Annotated in this window: 19 protein-coding genes; 12 read left to right on the top strand and 7 right to left on the bottom strand. The window is 71.4% G+C overall.

From position 1 onward, the window contains the following. The first annotated feature begins 4 nt into the window (after nt 1-4). Genes EER30_RS14360 through EER30_RS14325 form a run of 8 tightly spaced genes read left to right on the top strand, consistent with a single transcriptional unit; the run spans nt 5 to nt 7,865 of the window. Nucleotides 5-451 carry a phage tail protein gene (locus tag EER30_RS14360; protein ID WP_127500918.1) on the top strand — a complete coding sequence of 149 codons (447 nt, stop codon included), beginning with the start codon at nt 5-7 and terminating at the stop codon, nt 449-451. After that, on the top strand, nt 448-2,415 hold the full coding sequence (locus EER30_RS14355) for a phage tail sheath subtilisin-like domain-containing protein (protein ID WP_164842328.1): 1,968 nt from the start codon (nt 448-450) through the stop codon (nt 2,413-2,415). The genes EER30_RS14360 and EER30_RS14355 overlap by 4 nt, the downstream gene beginning before the upstream one ends. Next, on the top strand, nt 2,408-2,908 hold the full coding sequence (locus EER30_RS14350) for a phage tail protein (RefSeq protein WP_127500916.1): 501 nt from the start codon (nt 2,408-2,410) through the stop codon (nt 2,906-2,908). Before EER30_RS14355 ends, EER30_RS14350 begins: the two co-directional genes overlap by 8 nt. Continuing rightward, a complete protein-coding gene (locus EER30_RS14345; protein ID WP_127500915.1) occupies nt 2,905-4,329 on the top strand; it encodes a CIS tube protein in 1,425 nt (474 codons plus the stop codon). Before EER30_RS14350 ends, EER30_RS14345 begins: the two co-directional genes overlap by 4 nt. Further along, nucleotides 4,326-4,508 carry a hypothetical protein gene (locus EER30_RS14340; RefSeq protein ID WP_127500914.1) on the top strand — a complete coding sequence of 61 codons (183 nt, stop codon included), beginning with the start codon at nt 4,326-4,328 and terminating at the stop codon, nt 4,506-4,508. The genes EER30_RS14345 and EER30_RS14340 overlap by 4 nt, the downstream gene beginning before the upstream one ends. Next, on the top strand, nt 4,501-5,586 hold the full coding sequence (locus tag EER30_RS14335; protein WP_127500913.1) for a phage late control D family protein: 1,086 nt from the start codon (nt 4,501-4,503) through the stop codon (nt 5,584-5,586). Before EER30_RS14340 ends, EER30_RS14335 begins: the two co-directional genes overlap by 8 nt. After that, nucleotides 5,586-6,257 (top strand): phage baseplate assembly protein V, encoded by a 672-nt coding sequence (locus EER30_RS14330; protein ID WP_127500912.1) that lies wholly within the window; start codon nt 5,586-5,588, stop codon nt 6,255-6,257. The genes EER30_RS14335 and EER30_RS14330 overlap by 1 nt, the downstream gene beginning before the upstream one ends. Nucleotides 6,258-6,263: 6 nt before the next feature. Next, nucleotides 6,264-7,865 carry a hypothetical protein gene (locus tag EER30_RS14325; RefSeq protein WP_127500911.1) on the top strand — a complete coding sequence of 534 codons (1,602 nt, stop codon included), beginning with the start codon at nt 6,264-6,266 and terminating at the stop codon, nt 7,863-7,865. Nucleotides 7,866-7,939: 74 nt separating this feature from the next. Here the strand turns inward: EER30_RS14325 and EER30_RS14320 are convergent, their stop codons facing one another. Genes EER30_RS14320 through EER30_RS14310 form a run of 3 tightly spaced genes read right to left on the bottom strand, consistent with a single transcriptional unit; the run spans nt 7,940 to nt 9,386 of the window. Then, on the bottom strand, nt 7,940-8,434 hold the full coding sequence (locus EER30_RS14320) for a GNAT family N-acetyltransferase (RefSeq protein WP_127500910.1): 495 nt from the start codon (nt 8,432-8,434) through the stop codon (nt 7,940-7,942). Nucleotides 8,435-8,436: 2 nt separating this feature from the next. Continuing rightward, nucleotides 8,437-8,628 carry a hypothetical protein gene (locus tag EER30_RS14315; protein WP_127500909.1) on the bottom strand — a complete coding sequence of 64 codons (192 nt, stop codon included), beginning with the start codon at nt 8,626-8,628 and terminating at the stop codon, nt 8,437-8,439. Between the two features lie 5 nt (nt 8,629-8,633). Continuing rightward, nucleotides 8,634-9,386 (bottom strand): alpha/beta fold hydrolase, encoded by a 753-nt coding sequence (locus EER30_RS14310; protein ID WP_127500908.1) that lies wholly within the window; start codon nt 9,384-9,386, stop codon nt 8,634-8,636. A 45-nt stretch (nt 9,387-9,431) separates the two neighbouring features. On the opposite strand from EER30_RS14310, the gene EER30_RS14305 reads away from it, so the two are divergent. Further along, the gene (locus EER30_RS14305) at nt 9,432-10,382 is read left to right on the top strand and encodes a pyridoxal-phosphate dependent enzyme (RefSeq protein WP_127500907.1); all 951 of its coding nucleotides are present in this window, start codon (nt 9,432-9,434) and stop codon (nt 10,380-10,382) included. Here the strand turns inward: EER30_RS14305 and EER30_RS14300 are convergent. Both EER30_RS14300 and EER30_RS14295 read right to left on the bottom strand, forming a co-directional pair. After that, the gene (locus EER30_RS14300; protein ID WP_127500906.1) at nt 10,371-11,324 is read right to left on the bottom strand and encodes an NAD-dependent epimerase/dehydratase family protein; all 954 of its coding nucleotides are present in this window, start codon (nt 11,322-11,324) and stop codon (nt 10,371-10,373) included. The two genes, EER30_RS14305 and EER30_RS14300, sit on opposite strands and share 12 nt — an antisense overlap. A 46-nt stretch (nt 11,325-11,370) precedes the next feature. Further along, nucleotides 11,371-11,832 carry a heme-degrading domain-containing protein gene (locus tag EER30_RS14295; RefSeq protein ID WP_127500905.1) on the bottom strand — a complete coding sequence of 154 codons (462 nt, stop codon included), beginning with the start codon at nt 11,830-11,832 and terminating at the stop codon, nt 11,371-11,373. A gap of 130 nt (nt 11,833-11,962) precedes the next feature. On the opposite strand from EER30_RS14295, the gene EER30_RS14290 reads away from it, so the two are divergent. Beyond that, complete coding sequence (locus tag EER30_RS14290; RefSeq protein ID WP_127500904.1) at nt 11,963-12,736, top strand: endonuclease/exonuclease/phosphatase family protein; 774 nt, start codon at nt 11,963-11,965, stop codon at nt 12,734-12,736. Here EER30_RS14290 and EER30_RS14285 read toward each other — a convergent pair. Continuing rightward, the gene (locus EER30_RS14285; RefSeq protein ID WP_127500903.1) at nt 12,733-13,242 is read right to left on the bottom strand and encodes a GNAT family N-acetyltransferase; all 510 of its coding nucleotides are present in this window, start codon (nt 13,240-13,242) and stop codon (nt 12,733-12,735) included. The two genes, EER30_RS14290 and EER30_RS14285, sit on opposite strands and share 4 nt — an antisense overlap. 74 nt (nt 13,243-13,316) lie before the next feature. Here EER30_RS14285 and EER30_RS14280 point away from each other — a divergent pair, with 74 nt between their 5' ends. Further along, nucleotides 13,317-13,745 carry a MarR family winged helix-turn-helix transcriptional regulator gene (locus EER30_RS14280; RefSeq protein WP_127500902.1) on the top strand — a complete coding sequence of 143 codons (429 nt, stop codon included), beginning with the start codon at nt 13,317-13,319 and terminating at the stop codon, nt 13,743-13,745. A gap of 11 nt (nt 13,746-13,756) precedes the next feature. Then, nucleotides 13,757-14,179 (top strand): organic hydroperoxide resistance protein, encoded by a 423-nt coding sequence (locus tag EER30_RS14275; RefSeq protein WP_127500901.1) that lies wholly within the window; start codon nt 13,757-13,759, stop codon nt 14,177-14,179. Here the strand turns inward: EER30_RS14275 and EER30_RS14270 are convergent. Further along, on the bottom strand, nt 14,176-15,132 hold the full coding sequence (locus EER30_RS14270; RefSeq protein WP_127500900.1) for a tyrosine-type recombinase/integrase: 957 nt from the start codon (nt 15,130-15,132) through the stop codon (nt 14,176-14,178). The genes EER30_RS14275 and EER30_RS14270 overlap by 4 nt on opposite strands. Nucleotides 15,133-15,349: the final 217 nt, after the last annotated feature.

The following is a 15,349-nucleotide window of genomic DNA, read 5'->3' as shown; positions in this document are numbered from 1 at the left end:
GCTGGTGACCGCCCCACGTAATCCGTTCGGAGCCTTCAACTTCACCGTCGCCCTCGGGGACGGCAGCCCGGTCGGGGGATTCTCCGACGTCAGCGGCCTGGGCAACGAGGTGAAGTACTCCGAGTACCGCAACGGCGACGACCTGGAGAACCACGTCCGCAAGATCGCCAACACCAACAGCACCGACGACGTGACCCTCAAACGCGGCATCATCGCCGACCGGAGCCTGTTCGTGTGGCTGGACGAGACCCGCCGCGGCAACCACGCCCCCCGGACGGTGACCATCACCCTGCTCGACGAGGCCCGCACCGGCGTGTGCAGCTGGGTGCTGACCAACGCCCAGCCGAAGAAGTGGGTCGGGCCGACCCTGGGCGCCAAGGGCGGCGGCGAGGTGGCCATGGAGGAGCTGCACCTGGTCGCCGAGAAGATCGACTTCAAGTCGCCGCCGTGACCTCCGCGATCGGTCTGCGGCTGGGCGCGCCCGGCATCTATCCCGCCCCGGCCCAGCGCGCCGCACCGGCCCTTCGACCGGTACGCCTGGACGTCTGCGGCTTCGTCGGCGTGGCGCCACGCGGCCCGGTCGACACGGCCGTACCGGTGCAGAGCTGGTCGGACTACCTGCGCCGGTTCGGCGGGTTCCGCTACGGAGGCGAGCAGCTCGCGTGGCCCGGCCGGCTGCCCTTCGCGGTCCAGGCGTTCTTCGCCCAGGGCGGTGTGAAGGCGTACGTCGTACGGGTGGCGCCCGTGACCGGCGGCGCGGCCCGGGCCCGGCATCGGCTGCCCGTGGCCGGCGGCCTCGACGTGCTGGCCCGCGACGAGGGCTCCTGGGGTGACCGGCTGACCGTACGGCTCACGTTCGACACCACGCAGCACTGGCGTGCCCCGCTCGGGGAGGGCATCGAGGTGGAGGTGCCCGACGGTGTCACCGCGCCGCCGGGCACGCTGCTGCGGCTGCGCCGCGACGGACTGGCACCGGCCGGCGAACTGCGCTGGATCGTGGCCCGGGCCCACCGTACGACCCCGGGCGGCGGGCACCGCCCGGTCGCGGTGCTGGACCGGCCGCTGCCACCCTCGACCGCCGCCGGGACCACCCTCGCCGTGGTCACCGCGACGGTCGTGGTCGACGACGCCGATCCGGAGTTCGCCCGCCAGGAGCGTTTCACCGGCCTCGGGCTGCGGGCCGGGCACCCCCGGTTCCTGCCGGACGTGCTGCGCGACGAGTCGCTGCTCGTCGCCCCGGCCGGCGACTGGCCCGAGCAGGTGCCGCCGCCCCATCCGCTGCTGCGCGCGGTCACGTCCGTGCCGGTGGACGGCGCTCGTGGCGCGGACCGCCATGACCTGATCACGGGGGCCAGCTTCTTCGACGACGACGACCCGGACACCTCGGCCCCGGCGGCGCTCGCGGCCGACGACGACCCGCTCGACGAAGCCTGCCACCGCGGCGTGGACGTGATCGCCCGCGTCGACGAGATCGGCCTGCTGGTCGTACCGGATCTGGCCTGGACCTGGACCCCGGAGCAGATCGAGACGGTGCACACCCGGCCTGAGGGCACCGGTTGCTTCCGGCCGCGCGGCCCGGACCCGGCGCCGCTGACCTTCGTCGACGTCAGCGCCGGCCAGTCGCTGCTGGACGGGGAGCACCTGATCAACCGTCAGCTGCGCGTGGTGGCCCGGGCCGAGCAGCGACGCCGGTTCGTGGCCCTGCTGGACGTGCCGTCGCGGCTGTCGCAGTCCGCGATCGGGCAGTGGCGGGCCCGGTTCGACAGCAGCTTCGCCGCCGCCTACCACCCGTGGCTGGGGATGATCCGCGCCGACGACCCGCGGCGGCGGGCGGTGCCGGTGCCGCCGTCGGCGTTCGCGGCCGGCATCATCGCCGCCCGCGAGCACCGGCTCGGCATCCCGTTCGGCCCGGCCAACGAGCTCGCGCTCGGCGCGGTCACCGCAGCCGACCCGGTCCGGGACGCCGACCATGACCGGCTGCACCTGCTCGGCGTCAACGTGTTCCGCGCCGAACGCGACGGCTTCCGGCTGACCGCGGCCCGCACGCTGTCCGGCGATCCCGACTACCGGCAGCTCAGCGTGCGCCGCCTGATCACCATGCTGCGCCTGGCGCTGACCCGCCAGGCGCAGGTGCTGGTGTTCGAGCCGAGCACCCCGGCCCTGCAGACGCTGCTGCGCGACACGCTCACCCAGTTCCTGCGCCGGCTCTACCGCGGCGGCGCGTTCGTCGGCGACACCGAGCAGGACGCGTTCTTCGTGCACTGCGACGCCGGGCTCAACCCGCCCTCGTCGCTGGCGCTGGGCCGGCTGATCGCCGAGGTCGGTGTGGCGCCGGCCGAACCGATCGAGTACATCGTGCTGCGGATCTCGCAGAACGCCGACGGTGTGGTGAGCGTGGAGGCCGACCGTGTTTGAGCTGGCGCAGACCTTCAACTTCGTCGTCACGCTGACGCGCGGCGAGACCGCGTCCGGGTCGGGCGCCCCCGACCTGCTGGGCACCGGCGGGTTCCAGGAGTGCAGCGGGCTGGAGCTCGAGGCGGACATCAAGGAGTACCTGGAGGGTGGCCGCAACGACGGGGTGATCCGCCGGGTCGGGCGGGTCAAGCTGCAGCCGCTGGTCCTCAAGCGCGGCATGTTCATCGCCGACGACGGCTACGTCGACGACCGGGTGTGGCAGTGGCTGCAGTCGATGGTCGCCGGGATCCTGCCGGTTCCCCGCTACGACGGCTCGATCCAGGTCAAGGCCCCGGACCGGCGGCGGACCGGCACCGTGGCCCGGTGGACGTTCGAGCGGGGCCTGCCGATGAAGGTGACCGGGCCGGCGCTGAACGGCAAGACCGGCGACATCGCGGTCGAGGAACTGCACATCGCCCACGAGGGCCTGCGCCTGGAGAGCGGACGATCATGATCTTCGTACCGGCGACCCTGCAACGCCTGGACGACGTCAAGGGCGGACCCAAGGACAAGAAGGCCAAGGTCACGCCGGCCGGGCCGGTGGTCACCGTCCAGTTCAATCCCACGTCGCTGAAGCTGGAACGGCGCAACAACGTCAGCAAGGGCGGCGCGACCGTCAAGACGGCCAAGCGCACCACCCCGTCGACCGAGCCGGCCACCCTCAGCTTCGACCTGGAGTTCGACACCGCCGAGGAGGGCAGCCTCGACCACCCCGCCGACGTACGGGTCAGGACCGCCGAGATCCGCAAGTTCGTCGAACAGCCGCCCGGCTCGGCCGACCCGCCGCCCAGGGTCCAGTTCAAGTGGGGCACGTTCACGTTCAACGGGATCATGGACCGGGTCTCGGAGGACCTGGACTACTTCGCCGCCGACGGCACCCCGCTGCGGGCCAAGCTGAGCGTGACCATCAGCGAGCAGGACCTGCAGCTGGAAGGCAACGACAAGGGCGCCGGCAAACGCGACGCCGCCACCGCGACCGATCCGGGTGGCAGCCCGAAACGCAGCGGACCGGGCACCAGCGGCACCAGCACCCGCGATCGGGTCGTCACCGTCAACGACCGGGCGAGCGCCCCGGACGTGCTGGCCGGTCTGGGCAAGGACCCGTCGGCCTGGCGTTCGCTGATGAACAACCTCGACAACCCGTTCGAACTCGGCGCCGGGGCGCAGGTCGAGCTGGGCGCCGAGATCGACGGCGCGGGCGGCATCGGCGTGTCGGCCGGGTTCGCCGCCGGTGCCGGCATCTCGGCCGGCGCGGAACTGTCGGCCGCCCTCGGCCTCGGCCCGGACACCTCGCCCGGCGGTGCCTTCGACGTGCTCACCGGCGGGTCGATCGGCGGGTCCTTCATCGGGTCGATCACCGGGGCGGCCGGCGGCGGGCAGCCCGGCCGCGAGGCGGGCACGACAGCCGGTTTCCTGCTCGCCGCCGGCGGAGGCATCCAGCGTTCCCTCGACGTCGTGCGGGCCGGGCAGGCCGGCGCCGCCGTCGCGCAGGCCCGATCGGCGTTCGCCACCCCCGCCCCGGCCGGTCCCACCGGCACGCCGCCGCCACCGGCCGGGCTGCCCCGCCCACCGCCGGGCGCCGCGTCGGCCGGGTCCCGGGCGGTCACCACGCCACCGCAGATCGACCGGCGCGCCCTGGGGTACGGCCGGGCCGTCCCGCTGCGGGCCCGCGCCAACGCGCCCACCCTGGCCGACAGCGAGGCCGGCGGCCGGCGCAGCGTGGCCGCCCGGGCCCGGCCGCAGGAGACACCCACCGCCGACCGGGCCGGGTCGGCGCCGTGGGAACAGCTGCCACCGGCCGCCGGTGAACAGCAACGCCGCCGTGACGCCCGGCCCCGCACGATGCGCTGGAGACCGGGAGGTGAATGCACGTGAGCGTCATGGTCGGCGAGATGCACACCAGCGTCGTGCAGGACAGCACGGCCGCACCGGGACCGCCCACACCGGAACCGGGCCCGCAGCCGCCCGGCGTCACCGAACAGCAATGGCGCGCCGCCCGCCGCCGCGCCGAACATCTGGCCCGCCGGGTCCGCGCGGAGAACTTCGATGACTGAACCGGCGCTTGCCGCCACCAGCCCGGTGTTCACCGTCGACGGTCAGCTCGTGCGTGACCTCGGCCGTGACTGCGTACGTCTGGAGGTCAGCGAGGGCGTCGAAGGGCTGCGCACCCTGCAGGCCCACTTCCTGGCCACCGGCGCGGGCGCGACCGGGCCACCCGGGCGGGGGCTGCACCTCGACGGGCGCACCGTCGACCTGGCCAAGACGATCAAGGTCAGCATCGGGCCGGACACCGAGCAGCGTTTCGTGTTCGACGGTGTCGTCTCGGCCGTCGAGGCGGTCCTGGACGACCCGCAACCGCTGGTCGTCGTCGTGCACGCCGAGGACGCGCTGATGCGGCTGCGGATGAGCCGCGGCCTGCGCACCTTCGCCGACGTCACCGACGGCGCGATGGCGCAGGAGATCGCGACCGCGCACCACCTCGACGCGGACGTGTTCGGCGGCGGACCCACGTACGACCTGGTGCAGCAACTCAACCAGAGCGACCTGGCGTTCCTGCGCGAACGCGCGCGGCTGATCCAGGCGGAGATCTGGTGCACCGGCCGGACCCTGCACTTCCAGCCCCGCACCGAACGTGACGCACCGTCGCTGATCCTGTCGTACCCGGCCGACGTCATCTCGCTGCGGCTGTGCGCCGACCTGTCCCACCAGCGCCACGAGGTGCGGGTCTGCGGGTTCAGCGCCCGCGGCGACGAGATCATCGACGCCGGCGCCGGCCGTGAGGTGATCGAGGCCGAAGTCAGCGGCGGCCGTAACGGCCCGGCCCTGGTCAAGGACGCGCTCGGACCCAGCGTCACCTTCCGGATCCGGGAGGTCCCGCACACCACCGCGCAGGCCGAAGCCTGGGCGAAAGCCGAGATGCTGCGCCGGGCCCGGCAGTTCGTGACCGCCACCGGGGTCACCCGCGGCACCGCCGACATGGTCGTCGGCAGCCGGCTACGGCTGGAGTCGGTCGGGCCGTCATTCGACGGCGGCGGCTACTACGTGACCCGGGTGACGCACACGTTCGACGTCGTCAGCGGGTTCCGCACCCACTTCGACGCCGAACGCCCGATCGTGAACGAGGTCAGCTGATGAGTCTCCCGACCCCCGCCGACGGCGCCGCCCCCGGCTACTTCGGCGTCTACCCGGCCGTGGTCACCCGCATCGCCGGTGACCCGCAGAAGCTCGGCCGGGTCCAGTTACGGTTCCCGTGGCTCGGCGCCGACGGCAACAAACGGGTCCGGCCCTGGGCGACCCTGTGCAGCCCGTACGCCGACGACGACCAGGGCCTGCAAATCATGCCGGCCCGTAACAGTCACGTCGTCGTCGCGTTCGAGGCGGGCATCCTCACCCGGCCCTACATCCTCGGCGCGGCCTGGCACCGGCACAAGGACCGCCCGTTCGACCCGCAGGAGACCAACAACATCCGGGTCCTGCGCTCGCGGGCCAAGAGCAAACTCGAGTTCGACGACACCCAGGGCCGTTCGAAGGTCAGCATCACGATGAGCTCCGGGCACCAGGTCGTCCTGGACGACTCGGTGCAGCAGATCACCGTGCAGCACTCCAACAAGACCACGGTGATCCGCCTCAACAGCCGCGGCGGCGTCGAGATCACCGCGTCCGAGGTCGAGATCACCGCACCCCAGGTGAAAGTCACAGCGGCGGTCTCCACCTTCACCGGCGTCGTCAAATGCCTGGCCCTGAAGGCTGACGCGGCGATCAGCTCGCCGGTCTACACCACCGGCGCCGGAAACTTCCTGTGAGGACCGATGGATCACCCGTACGCCCTGCGCGCACCCTGGTACGTCCGCGAACGCGGCCAGTACAGCCTGCTGGACCCGCGGGCCCGGCGCCCGGCCATCCAGAAGTACGAGACCGACGACTTCGTCGAGCGGCTGTTCACCGACCCACGCGACTCGACCAGATTCGACGACCTCGGCGATGACGTCTGGTCCTATCCGGTCCCGGTGGCCGCCACGCCCGGCCCCGGAACCGGGCGGGCCCGCTTCGCCACCCACACCCTCGTCCGTTCCCAGCTGCGCAAGCTGTACCAGCCGACCCACGACCGCTTCTACGTCATCGTCGTCGAACTGTTCTGCGACGTGCCCGGCCTGCCCCGAGCCGGCGACGCCGAAGGTATCGAGGTCGGCATGGTCCTGCGCCGCCGCCGCACCACCGTCGACGCGCCCGTCCTGCAGGTGCGCCGCCTGGCCCGCCAGATGGCCGGCGACCTGCTCAAGGCCCAGCAACCAGGCACCCAGCCCGGCGGCCTGCGCGGCGGTGACCTGCCCGACGTGCTCTGGGCCGACCTCGCCGCCCGCCGCGGCTTCGAGACCGCCCACGCCGACGAACTCGCCGGCATCACCGTCGACAGCACCACCGAGGCCTGGATGGTCGGCGCGGCCGGCGGACACTGGCGCACCGCCGGCACGCCGGCACCGGCCGGCGAGACCGACCACGAACTCGAGATCCCGATGTGGCGGCTACCGCCGCGCGAACAGGACTGCCCGCCGGCGCGGACCCGGTCACTGTGGTTCGGCCTGGTGCCGACCTACTCGGCCGACATGGACCGCGAAGGGACACCACGGCTCGACGACCACGCCATCTACGAGATCAACTGTTTCGCCCGCCGGAACCCGGAACCCGGTCACGAACACTGCCCGCCGAAGATCTCGTGGAGCGAGCCGACCGAACCGTTCCGGCTGGCCGCCGTCTTCGACCCGGACGGCACCAAGAACCACAAGGTCGCCGTCAAACTGCCCGACCTGCGTACGCTCGCCGCCCGCGCCGGGCGCCCACCCGGGCCGGGCGGGGTGGCGGTGACCAGCCCGCCCGGCTCGCAGATGCACTTCAACCCGTTCGACGGCGTCCCCAAACCGGCCGTCAAACCGGTCGGTGAGGCCGAGCGGATCTGCGTGTTCGCGTTCGAGCTGTTCATCATCGTCGGCTTCTTCGTCTTCCTGCTGTTCCTGCCGATCGTGGTGTTCCTGTTCCAGCTGTGGTGGATGCTCGCGCTGCGGTTCTGCCTGCCCCCGCTGGTCGAGGCGTTCGAACTGCTGGAGACCCACTTCACTACCGGCGGCACCCTGGGCAACCTGCCCGCCGACGACAGCTCCGACCCGCCGGTGGCCGACCAGCACGACCTGGACGCGGTCCTCGGCTCGGTCGGCGTCACCAAGGCCCTCGACGACGCCCGCGCCGACGTCGACGGCGTACCGACCCCGGTCTTCGACCCGGCGATGATGCAGGATCTGCTGGCCGCGGTCGACCCGTCCGGCGCCGCCGACCCCGAGCCCGGCGAGCCGGAGACCAAGCCCGACGACCCGCTGTGCCCGGCCCCGCCGGGCACCCGCGGCCGAGCACGGCCCTGACCTGCTGAGCGTGGCGCCTGTCGACCCGGACGCGGACGTCCGGTCGCTGACTGCCGATCTGCTGCGCCCGCCTCTCAACGCCACTCCGCCGCCGTGAGGTTGCGTTCGAACCAGGTGCCCGGCTGGCCGCCGGGGCTGGCCGGGCCGGTCGGCACGAAACCGGCCTTGGTCAGCACGCGGCGGGAGGCGATGTTGCGGTCGGCGGCGGCTGCTCGTAGCCGGCGCAGGCCGTACTCGGTCGCGGCCAGGCCGCACAGGTCGCGGACGGTTGCGGTGGCCAGGCCCCGGCCGCAGGCGTGTTCGGCCATCCGGTAGCCGAGGGTCGCGCTGTGATTGCCGATGTCGAACAGGTTGAACCGGCCCAGCACCGCGTCGTCTGCGACCAGCACGTAGAAGGCGCACACCCCGGCCCGCTGCTCGGCCAGCAGGGCGTTGTGCCGGTCGGGGAACTCGGTGAAGTAGTCGTCGCCGCGGTCGCTGATCGAGGCGGCGAACCAGGCGCGGTTGGCCAGCTCGAACGCGAGGACCGCAGGGGCGTGACCGGCGTTCAACCGCTGCAGTACGGGCATCGTCACAGACCCCAGAACGGGCCGGACAGACCGGACGCGCGCAGGTACTGCCGGGCAGCGGCCGGCGCCGCCAGCCCGGCCCGCACGTCGTCCACGGAAACGCCGTGTTCGACGGCCAGCTCGGCCGGGGCCGGTGCGCTGCCGGTGCAGGCGAAGCGGTGATAGACCGACAGGCGCAGATCTTCGAGGTCCATGACGTTCATTCTCGGCGCAACAGGTCCAGCAGGAGCTCGTTGACCGGCGCCGGGTCCTCCAGGTTCGGCAGATGCCCGGCCCAGTCCAGCGACACGTGCCGGGCCGCGGGCAACACGGATGTCAGTGCTGCGGCGATCGCGGCGAAGTCGGGCAGGTCGTGAGCGCCGGAGACGAGCAGGGCCGGCGCGGTGATCGTGGCCAGGTCCCACTGCGGGGATGCCTTCGCGGCGTTCGGCGGGGCGGCGAGCTGCACCTCGAACGCGTGCCGCTGCATCTGCCGTACCAGCGCCCGCGCCTCGGAGCCGGCGCGCGGCCCGACCCAGGTCGCCACGTTCAGGTCGGTCGCGGCGGCCACATCGCCGGCTTCGAGCAGCGCCTCCTCGCGCTCCCACAGCTCGTGCAGGGCCGGGCTCGGCGACATGCCGGGCGCCGCCGTGCACAGCAGCGCCAGCGACGACACCCGCTGCGGCCACCGGGCGGCGATCTCCAGGGCGACCAGGCCACCGCCCGATGAGCCGACCACGGCCGCCGTTTCGATCCCGAGATCATCGAGTACGCCGACAACGAGCTCAGCGGTGTCGAACAGCTCATCCGGGTACGGCGAGTCGCCGTACCCGGGAAGGTCACAGCGGACCGCCCGGAACCCGGCCGCAGCGAGCGCGGCCATCTGCGGATCCCACTGGCGGCGATCGCAGACGGTCGAGTGCAGCAGCAGAACCGGCCGCCCGGAAGTGTCGGAGTCATGAGATAGCGTCATCGGCGCGCACGTTATCGGCGCACCGCGTGGGAAGGGAAACGAAATATGGTGACCTTGCAGGACGTCCGCGACGCCGCCAAGCGGATCGAGGGGGTCGCCCACCACACCCCGGTCCTGCGCTCGCGCACCCTCGACGCCCTCGTCGGCGCCCAGGTGTACCTGAAGGCCGAAAACCTGCAGCGGATCGGGGCGTTCAAGTTCCGCGGCGCCTACAACGCCATCCGCAAACTCGGCCCCGAGCAGCTCGCCCGCGGCATCGCGGCGTACTCGTCGGGCAACCACGCGCAGGCGGTCGCCCTGTCGGCCCGCGAACTCGGCACCCACGCCGTCATCGTCATGCCCGAAGACACGCCACGCTCCAAGCTCGACGCGGTCGCCGGCTACGGCGCCGAGATCCTCACCTACGACCGCTACACCGGCAACCGTGAACAGATCGGCGACCGGCTCGCCGCCGAGCGCGGGCTGACCCTGATCCCGCCCTACGAGCACCCCGACGTGATCGCCGGGCAGGGCACCGCCGCCCTCGAACTGCTCGAAGAGGCCGGGCACCTCGACGCGATCCTCACCCCGGTCGGCGGGGGCGGGCTCATCGCGGGCAGCGCCATCGCGGCCAAGGGTGTGCAGCCGGGCATCCGAGTCGTCGGCGTCGAACCCGAGGCCGGCAACGACACGTTCCTGTCCCTGGCGGCGGGGGAGCGGGTGACGATCCCCGTGCCACGCACGATCGCCGACGGGCAGGCCGCCCCCACCCCCGGCGAACTCACCTTCTCGATCAACAAGGAACTCGTCGACGAGATCGTGCTGGTCAGCGACGAGGAAATCCGCGACGCGTTGCGCTTCGCCGTCGACCGGCTGAAGATCGTGCTCGAGCCCAGCGGGGCCAGCGGCCTGGCCGCCCTGCTGTCCGGCCGCCTGAACCCGCCGCCGGCCCGCATCGGGGTGATCCTGTCCGGCGGCAACGTCGGCGCGGCCCGCCTGGCCGAGCTACTCGTCTAACACCTTCGCCTCCACCGCGGGGTCCAAGCCCTTGACGGCCCGGTCGGCGCGCTGGGGCGCGTCGCCGGGCAGGGCGGTCAGCCACGCCCACGTGTCCTCGATCGTCGCGCGCACCGGCCGGCAGACCAGACCGTTCGCGTACGCCTTACTCGTGTCGCCACCGTGCAGAAAGTCGTGCAGCTCGCCCGGCGGCAGGTAGACCGGCAGCTGCGTCCACGGCTCGATCCCCGCCGCCTCGATCACCTCCGGCGCCGTCCACCGCAGCTCGGCCCGCCCACCGGTCACCTCGTTCGCGATCTCGAGGAACTCACCCATCGTCGTATGACCGGGCCGGCTGACCAGGTCGAACGGCCCGTCCCGGCCGACCGTGCCGAGCAGGAAGTTCGCCAGATCGCGTACGTCGATGAACTGCAACGGCAGATCCCGCGGCCCGGGGGCCAGGGTCGGCCCGCCGCGGGCGAGGCGGTTCAGCCACCACGGCAGCCGGCCGACGTCCTCGTACGGGCCGAGAATCAACCCGGCCCGCGCCAGCAGCACCGGACCGTCGAAAACCGCCGCGCCGAGCTCACCGCGCCGCTTGTCCCCGGCGTACCCCTGCTCGGTCTCGTCGACGACCGGCGCGTCCTCCGCCGACCTCGGAGAGGCACCGGTGTAGACCGAGCGGCTGGACACGTACGCGTAATGCCCGGCCCGGCCGCTGAGCAACTGCGCCGTACGCCGAACCGCCTCACCCTCGGCCGACCACGTGTCGACCACCGCGTCCCACGTGCCGCCCCCCAGGGCCGTCAGATCACCTTGACGGTCCCCGACCAGCACCGACACCCCGGCCGGCGCCTCCCGCAACCCCCGATTGAACACGGTCACATCGAAACCCCGGCGCACACCCTCGTCGGCGACCGCACGGCCCACGAAACCGGACCCGCCCAGAATCAGCAATCTCATGCGCCGAGGCTGCCCCAGCACCGGGCGAGTCCGGAAGGGTTTACTGCTACGAGCGGAAAGCCCGCAACGCCTCCACGACCAGAGCGTGGTCATCGGCCTGCGGCAACCCCGACACGGTCACCACACCGACCACACCCACGTCCCGGATACGGATCGGGAACGCCCCACCGTGCGCGGCATAATCAGCCGGGTTCACACCCATACCCGCGTCGAGCTCCTGCCCCTTCGCGGCCAGACGCCGCCCGACCAGGAACGACGACGCCCCATAACGCTCGACGACCCGTACCTTGCGCTCGATCCACCGGTCGTTGTCGGCCACACTGCCGGCCAAACCGGCGTGGAACAGCTGCTGCGCACCCCGGCGGATGTCGATCGCCACCGGCAACCCCCGCCGCGCCGCCAGCTCGACCAGCAGACTCCCGAGCCGCCACGCGTCGGCGTTGTCGAAACGACCCAGCTCGAGCTCGCGCTCCTGAGCCTCCAGCTCGGCGATCAGATCTTCACTCATGGCAGGCATTATCGGCCGCGCCGGCGTTGAAGCCAGATCCCGATCGCCGCGACTGCGATGAAGATCATCATTGAGCAGCAGAGCGCCTTGATGAACACGTGCCCCTCCCGCATGACTATGGTCGGTACTCGTGCGCCTGGCCACGTTCAACCTTCTGCACGGCAGATCCCTGTCCGACGGCACCGTACACGCCGACCGGGTCGCCGCCGCCGTCACCGAGCTCGACGCCGACGTCCTCGGCATCCAAGAAGTCGACAAGGCCCAGCCCCGCAGCGGCCTGCTCGACCTCACCGCCATCGCCGCCCAAGCGCTGGGCGCCCAGGTCCACCGCTTCGCCGCCGCCGTCGTCGGCACCCCCGGCGAGACCTGGCAACCCTGGCGCAGCGACGACGACAACCACCACCCCCTCTACGGCATAGCCCTGATCAGCCGGTACCCGGTCACCCGCTGGCAGATCACCGCCCTGCCCGGCGCCCCCATGCGCTCACCCATCTACGACCCCGACAACGGCCTGCGCCTGCTCAAGGACGAACCCCGCGTCCTGCTCGCCGCCGTCCTGGACACCCCGCGCGGACCGATGACCGTCGCCACCACCCACCTGTCCTTCGTCCCCGGCTGGAACCTCAGGCAACTGCGCCACGCCGTACGGGCCCTGCGCGCCCTGCCCGCCCCCAGAGTGCTGCTGGGCGACCTCAACATGCCCACCCGGCCCGTACGCGCCGTCACCGGCTGGAAAACCCTCGGCCGCGCCGCGACCTTCCCCAGCCCCATGCCCCGCGCGCAACTCGACCACATCCTGGCCGACCCCCGCGGCATCGAGGCCCTCGGCCGCGTCGTGCAGGTCGCCACCAGCCGGCCCGCGTTCTCCGACCACCTGCCCCTGGTCGTCCAGCTCGACCGCTAACGATCATTGCCGGGCCGCAGGAACACATCCTCCAGACCGTCCTCCGGATCCCACTGCTCACCGATCTTCCGGAAACCGGTGCCGGCGATGACCGCCCGGGAGCCGACGTTGTCGGGCCGGATGCTGGCCCGTACGGCCGTCACGTCTCGATCATCGTCGGCGCGCTCCAGCAACGCCCGCAGCATCGCCTTGGCATAACCACGCCGCCGGAAAGCCGGATCGACCGAGTACGCCACCTCGACCACCCCGTCAGCGTCGGGCGGACCGTGGAACCCAGCGTGACCGACCACGACACCCTCCGGCTCGGCCACCACCGCCCGCGCGATCCACTGCGCCGCCCGCGGATCGGCCTCGATGTCGGCCAGGCGGATGCGCCACAACCACGCCTCATCCACCAGGAACTGGCTCAACGGCGTACCCGCGGCCGCGCTCGCGGCGTCCAGATCACCGTCGATGAGGGCGGCCAGCGCGGCGGGGGAGAGCTGTACGAATCGGATGTCCGGCACGCCGCCGATGATCACACGCAGTGGCGCCCGCATCCAGTTGCGCGCAACTTAGTTGTGCACTACCGTTTCGTTTCATGGTCGACGACACCGGACTCGAACAGATGGTCTGCTTCCAGCTCTACGCAGCCAGCCGAGCCATGACCGCCATCTACCGGCCCGCCCTCGACCCCCACGGCCTCACCTACCCCCAATACCTCGCCCTACGCGTCCTCTGGCACCGCGGCCCCACCACCGTCCGCGAACTCGGCAAACAGCTCGACCTCGACAGCGGCACCCTCAGCCCCCTGCTCAAACGCCTCGAAACCGCCGGCCACGTCACCCGCACCCGAGGCACCACCGACGAACGCACCGTCGTCGTCCACCTCACCGACAGCGGTCGCTCGTTACGCGAGACCCTCACCGACCTGCCCCGCCGCATCGCCTGCTCCGTCGACCTGACCGAAGACGAATTCATCCAACTGCACCACCTGCTCGGCCGCGTCCGCGGCACCACATCCCCATGAAAGGCATCCCCATGAGCGCGCTCTACACCGCCTCCGCCACCGCAACCGGCGACGGCCGCAACGGCCACATCCGCTCCAGCGACGGCGTCCTCGACTTCGACCTCGCCGTCCCCAAGGAAATGGGCGGCGCCGGCGGCGAACACAGCAACCCCGAACAACTCTTCGCCGCCGGCTACGCAGCCTGCTTCCACGGCGCCCTCAAACTTGTCGCCCGCGCCCAGAAGATCACGCTGACCGACACAGCCATCACCGTCGACGTCACCATCAACCCCAAGACCGACGGCCCCGGCTTCGTCCTCGGCGCCACCATCGAAGCCGAGATCCCCGGCGTCGACCAGGCCAAGGCCCGCGAACTGCTCGAAGCCGCCCACCAGGTCTGCCCCTACAGCAACGCCACCCGCGGCAACATCGAAGTAAACCTCACCGTCGCCTAGCCCAGACCCCTCAACGCGCGGTTCGTACGGTTCGCCCGTACGGCCGCGCGTTGCTGTTCCGCCGTCACCTCGATGTAGTTCTGCGACGTCGTCAACGACGCATGCCCCAGCAACCGCATGATCTCGCTGGCATTCGCACCGTCCTCGGCCAGCCGCGTCGCGAACGTATGCCGCAACGCGTGCAGCTGAGCACCACGAGGCACCCGATCGGTGATCCCGGCCCGGCGATAACACGAAGTCACCAGATATTGCAGGCCACCGCGCTGCAGGGGAGCACCCTTACGGTCGACCATCAACGCGTCACCGGACGCCGCCCGGCCGAAACGCACCCGCCGCGTATCCACATAACGCTCCACGACAGCGTCCAGCTCGGGCTCGATCGGCACCGTACGCGGACGGCCGCCCTTACCGGCCACCTCGACCCGCCGCTCACCGTCACGGCCGTGGAAACTCCCGATCCGCAGCGCCAGCAACTCCGACAGGCGCAGACCCGCGCACAGGGCCAGGGCCAGAACAGCCACGTCACGTTCCGGCCAGGGGTCACGCTGACGGTCGTCGGCCCTGCTCACCGCGTCGAGCAACTGCTCGGGAGTGTCCTCACCCCGCAGCGGCTTGGGGGAGTGGGGCTTGTGTCGCGGCTTGTCCACAGCCGACATCGGATTGCCCGCCACCACCTGCTCGGTCACCAGGAACGTGAAGAACGCGTTCCAGCTCGACCAGGCGCGAGCCACCGAGGCGGGAGCACGACTACTGGCGAACGTCGCGAATGCCAGTCGCAGAACGCGGGGGGAGAGGTCACTCAGGGTGACCGGCTCGGCGTCGACCAGAGCAACGATCGAGTTCAAATCCCTCTCGTACGCCTGCAGCGTGTGCACAGACGGCTTGCGCACAGCCCGAGCCGCCAGAAAATCACCGACCAGCTCCCGGACCGACAAGCCTCGCGCGTCATGCATATGGGATATTATGCAGCTTTTGTACTGAAGTCGCCACCGTAGACACAAGACAAAAGATATTCCAATGCCTACACATAACGCCAAAGAAGGGCGGCTGCGGAGCCGTCCGAGTCGGATCTGCTCGCCAACGCGCGGATGCGGCCTCTTCAAGTCGCTCGCTGACTTCGGATGGCGGGCGTCGAAGCCTGACGCGATCTGCCTGGAATGCCAGCGCAAG

Origin of the sequence: Actinoplanes solisilvae, assembly GCF_003999975.1 — a bacterium.
Classification (GTDB): domain Bacteria; phylum Actinomycetota; class Actinomycetes; order Mycobacteriales; family Micromonosporaceae; genus Actinoplanes; species Actinoplanes solisilvae.
This window is presented reverse-complemented; position numbering and strand designations above follow the sequence as displayed.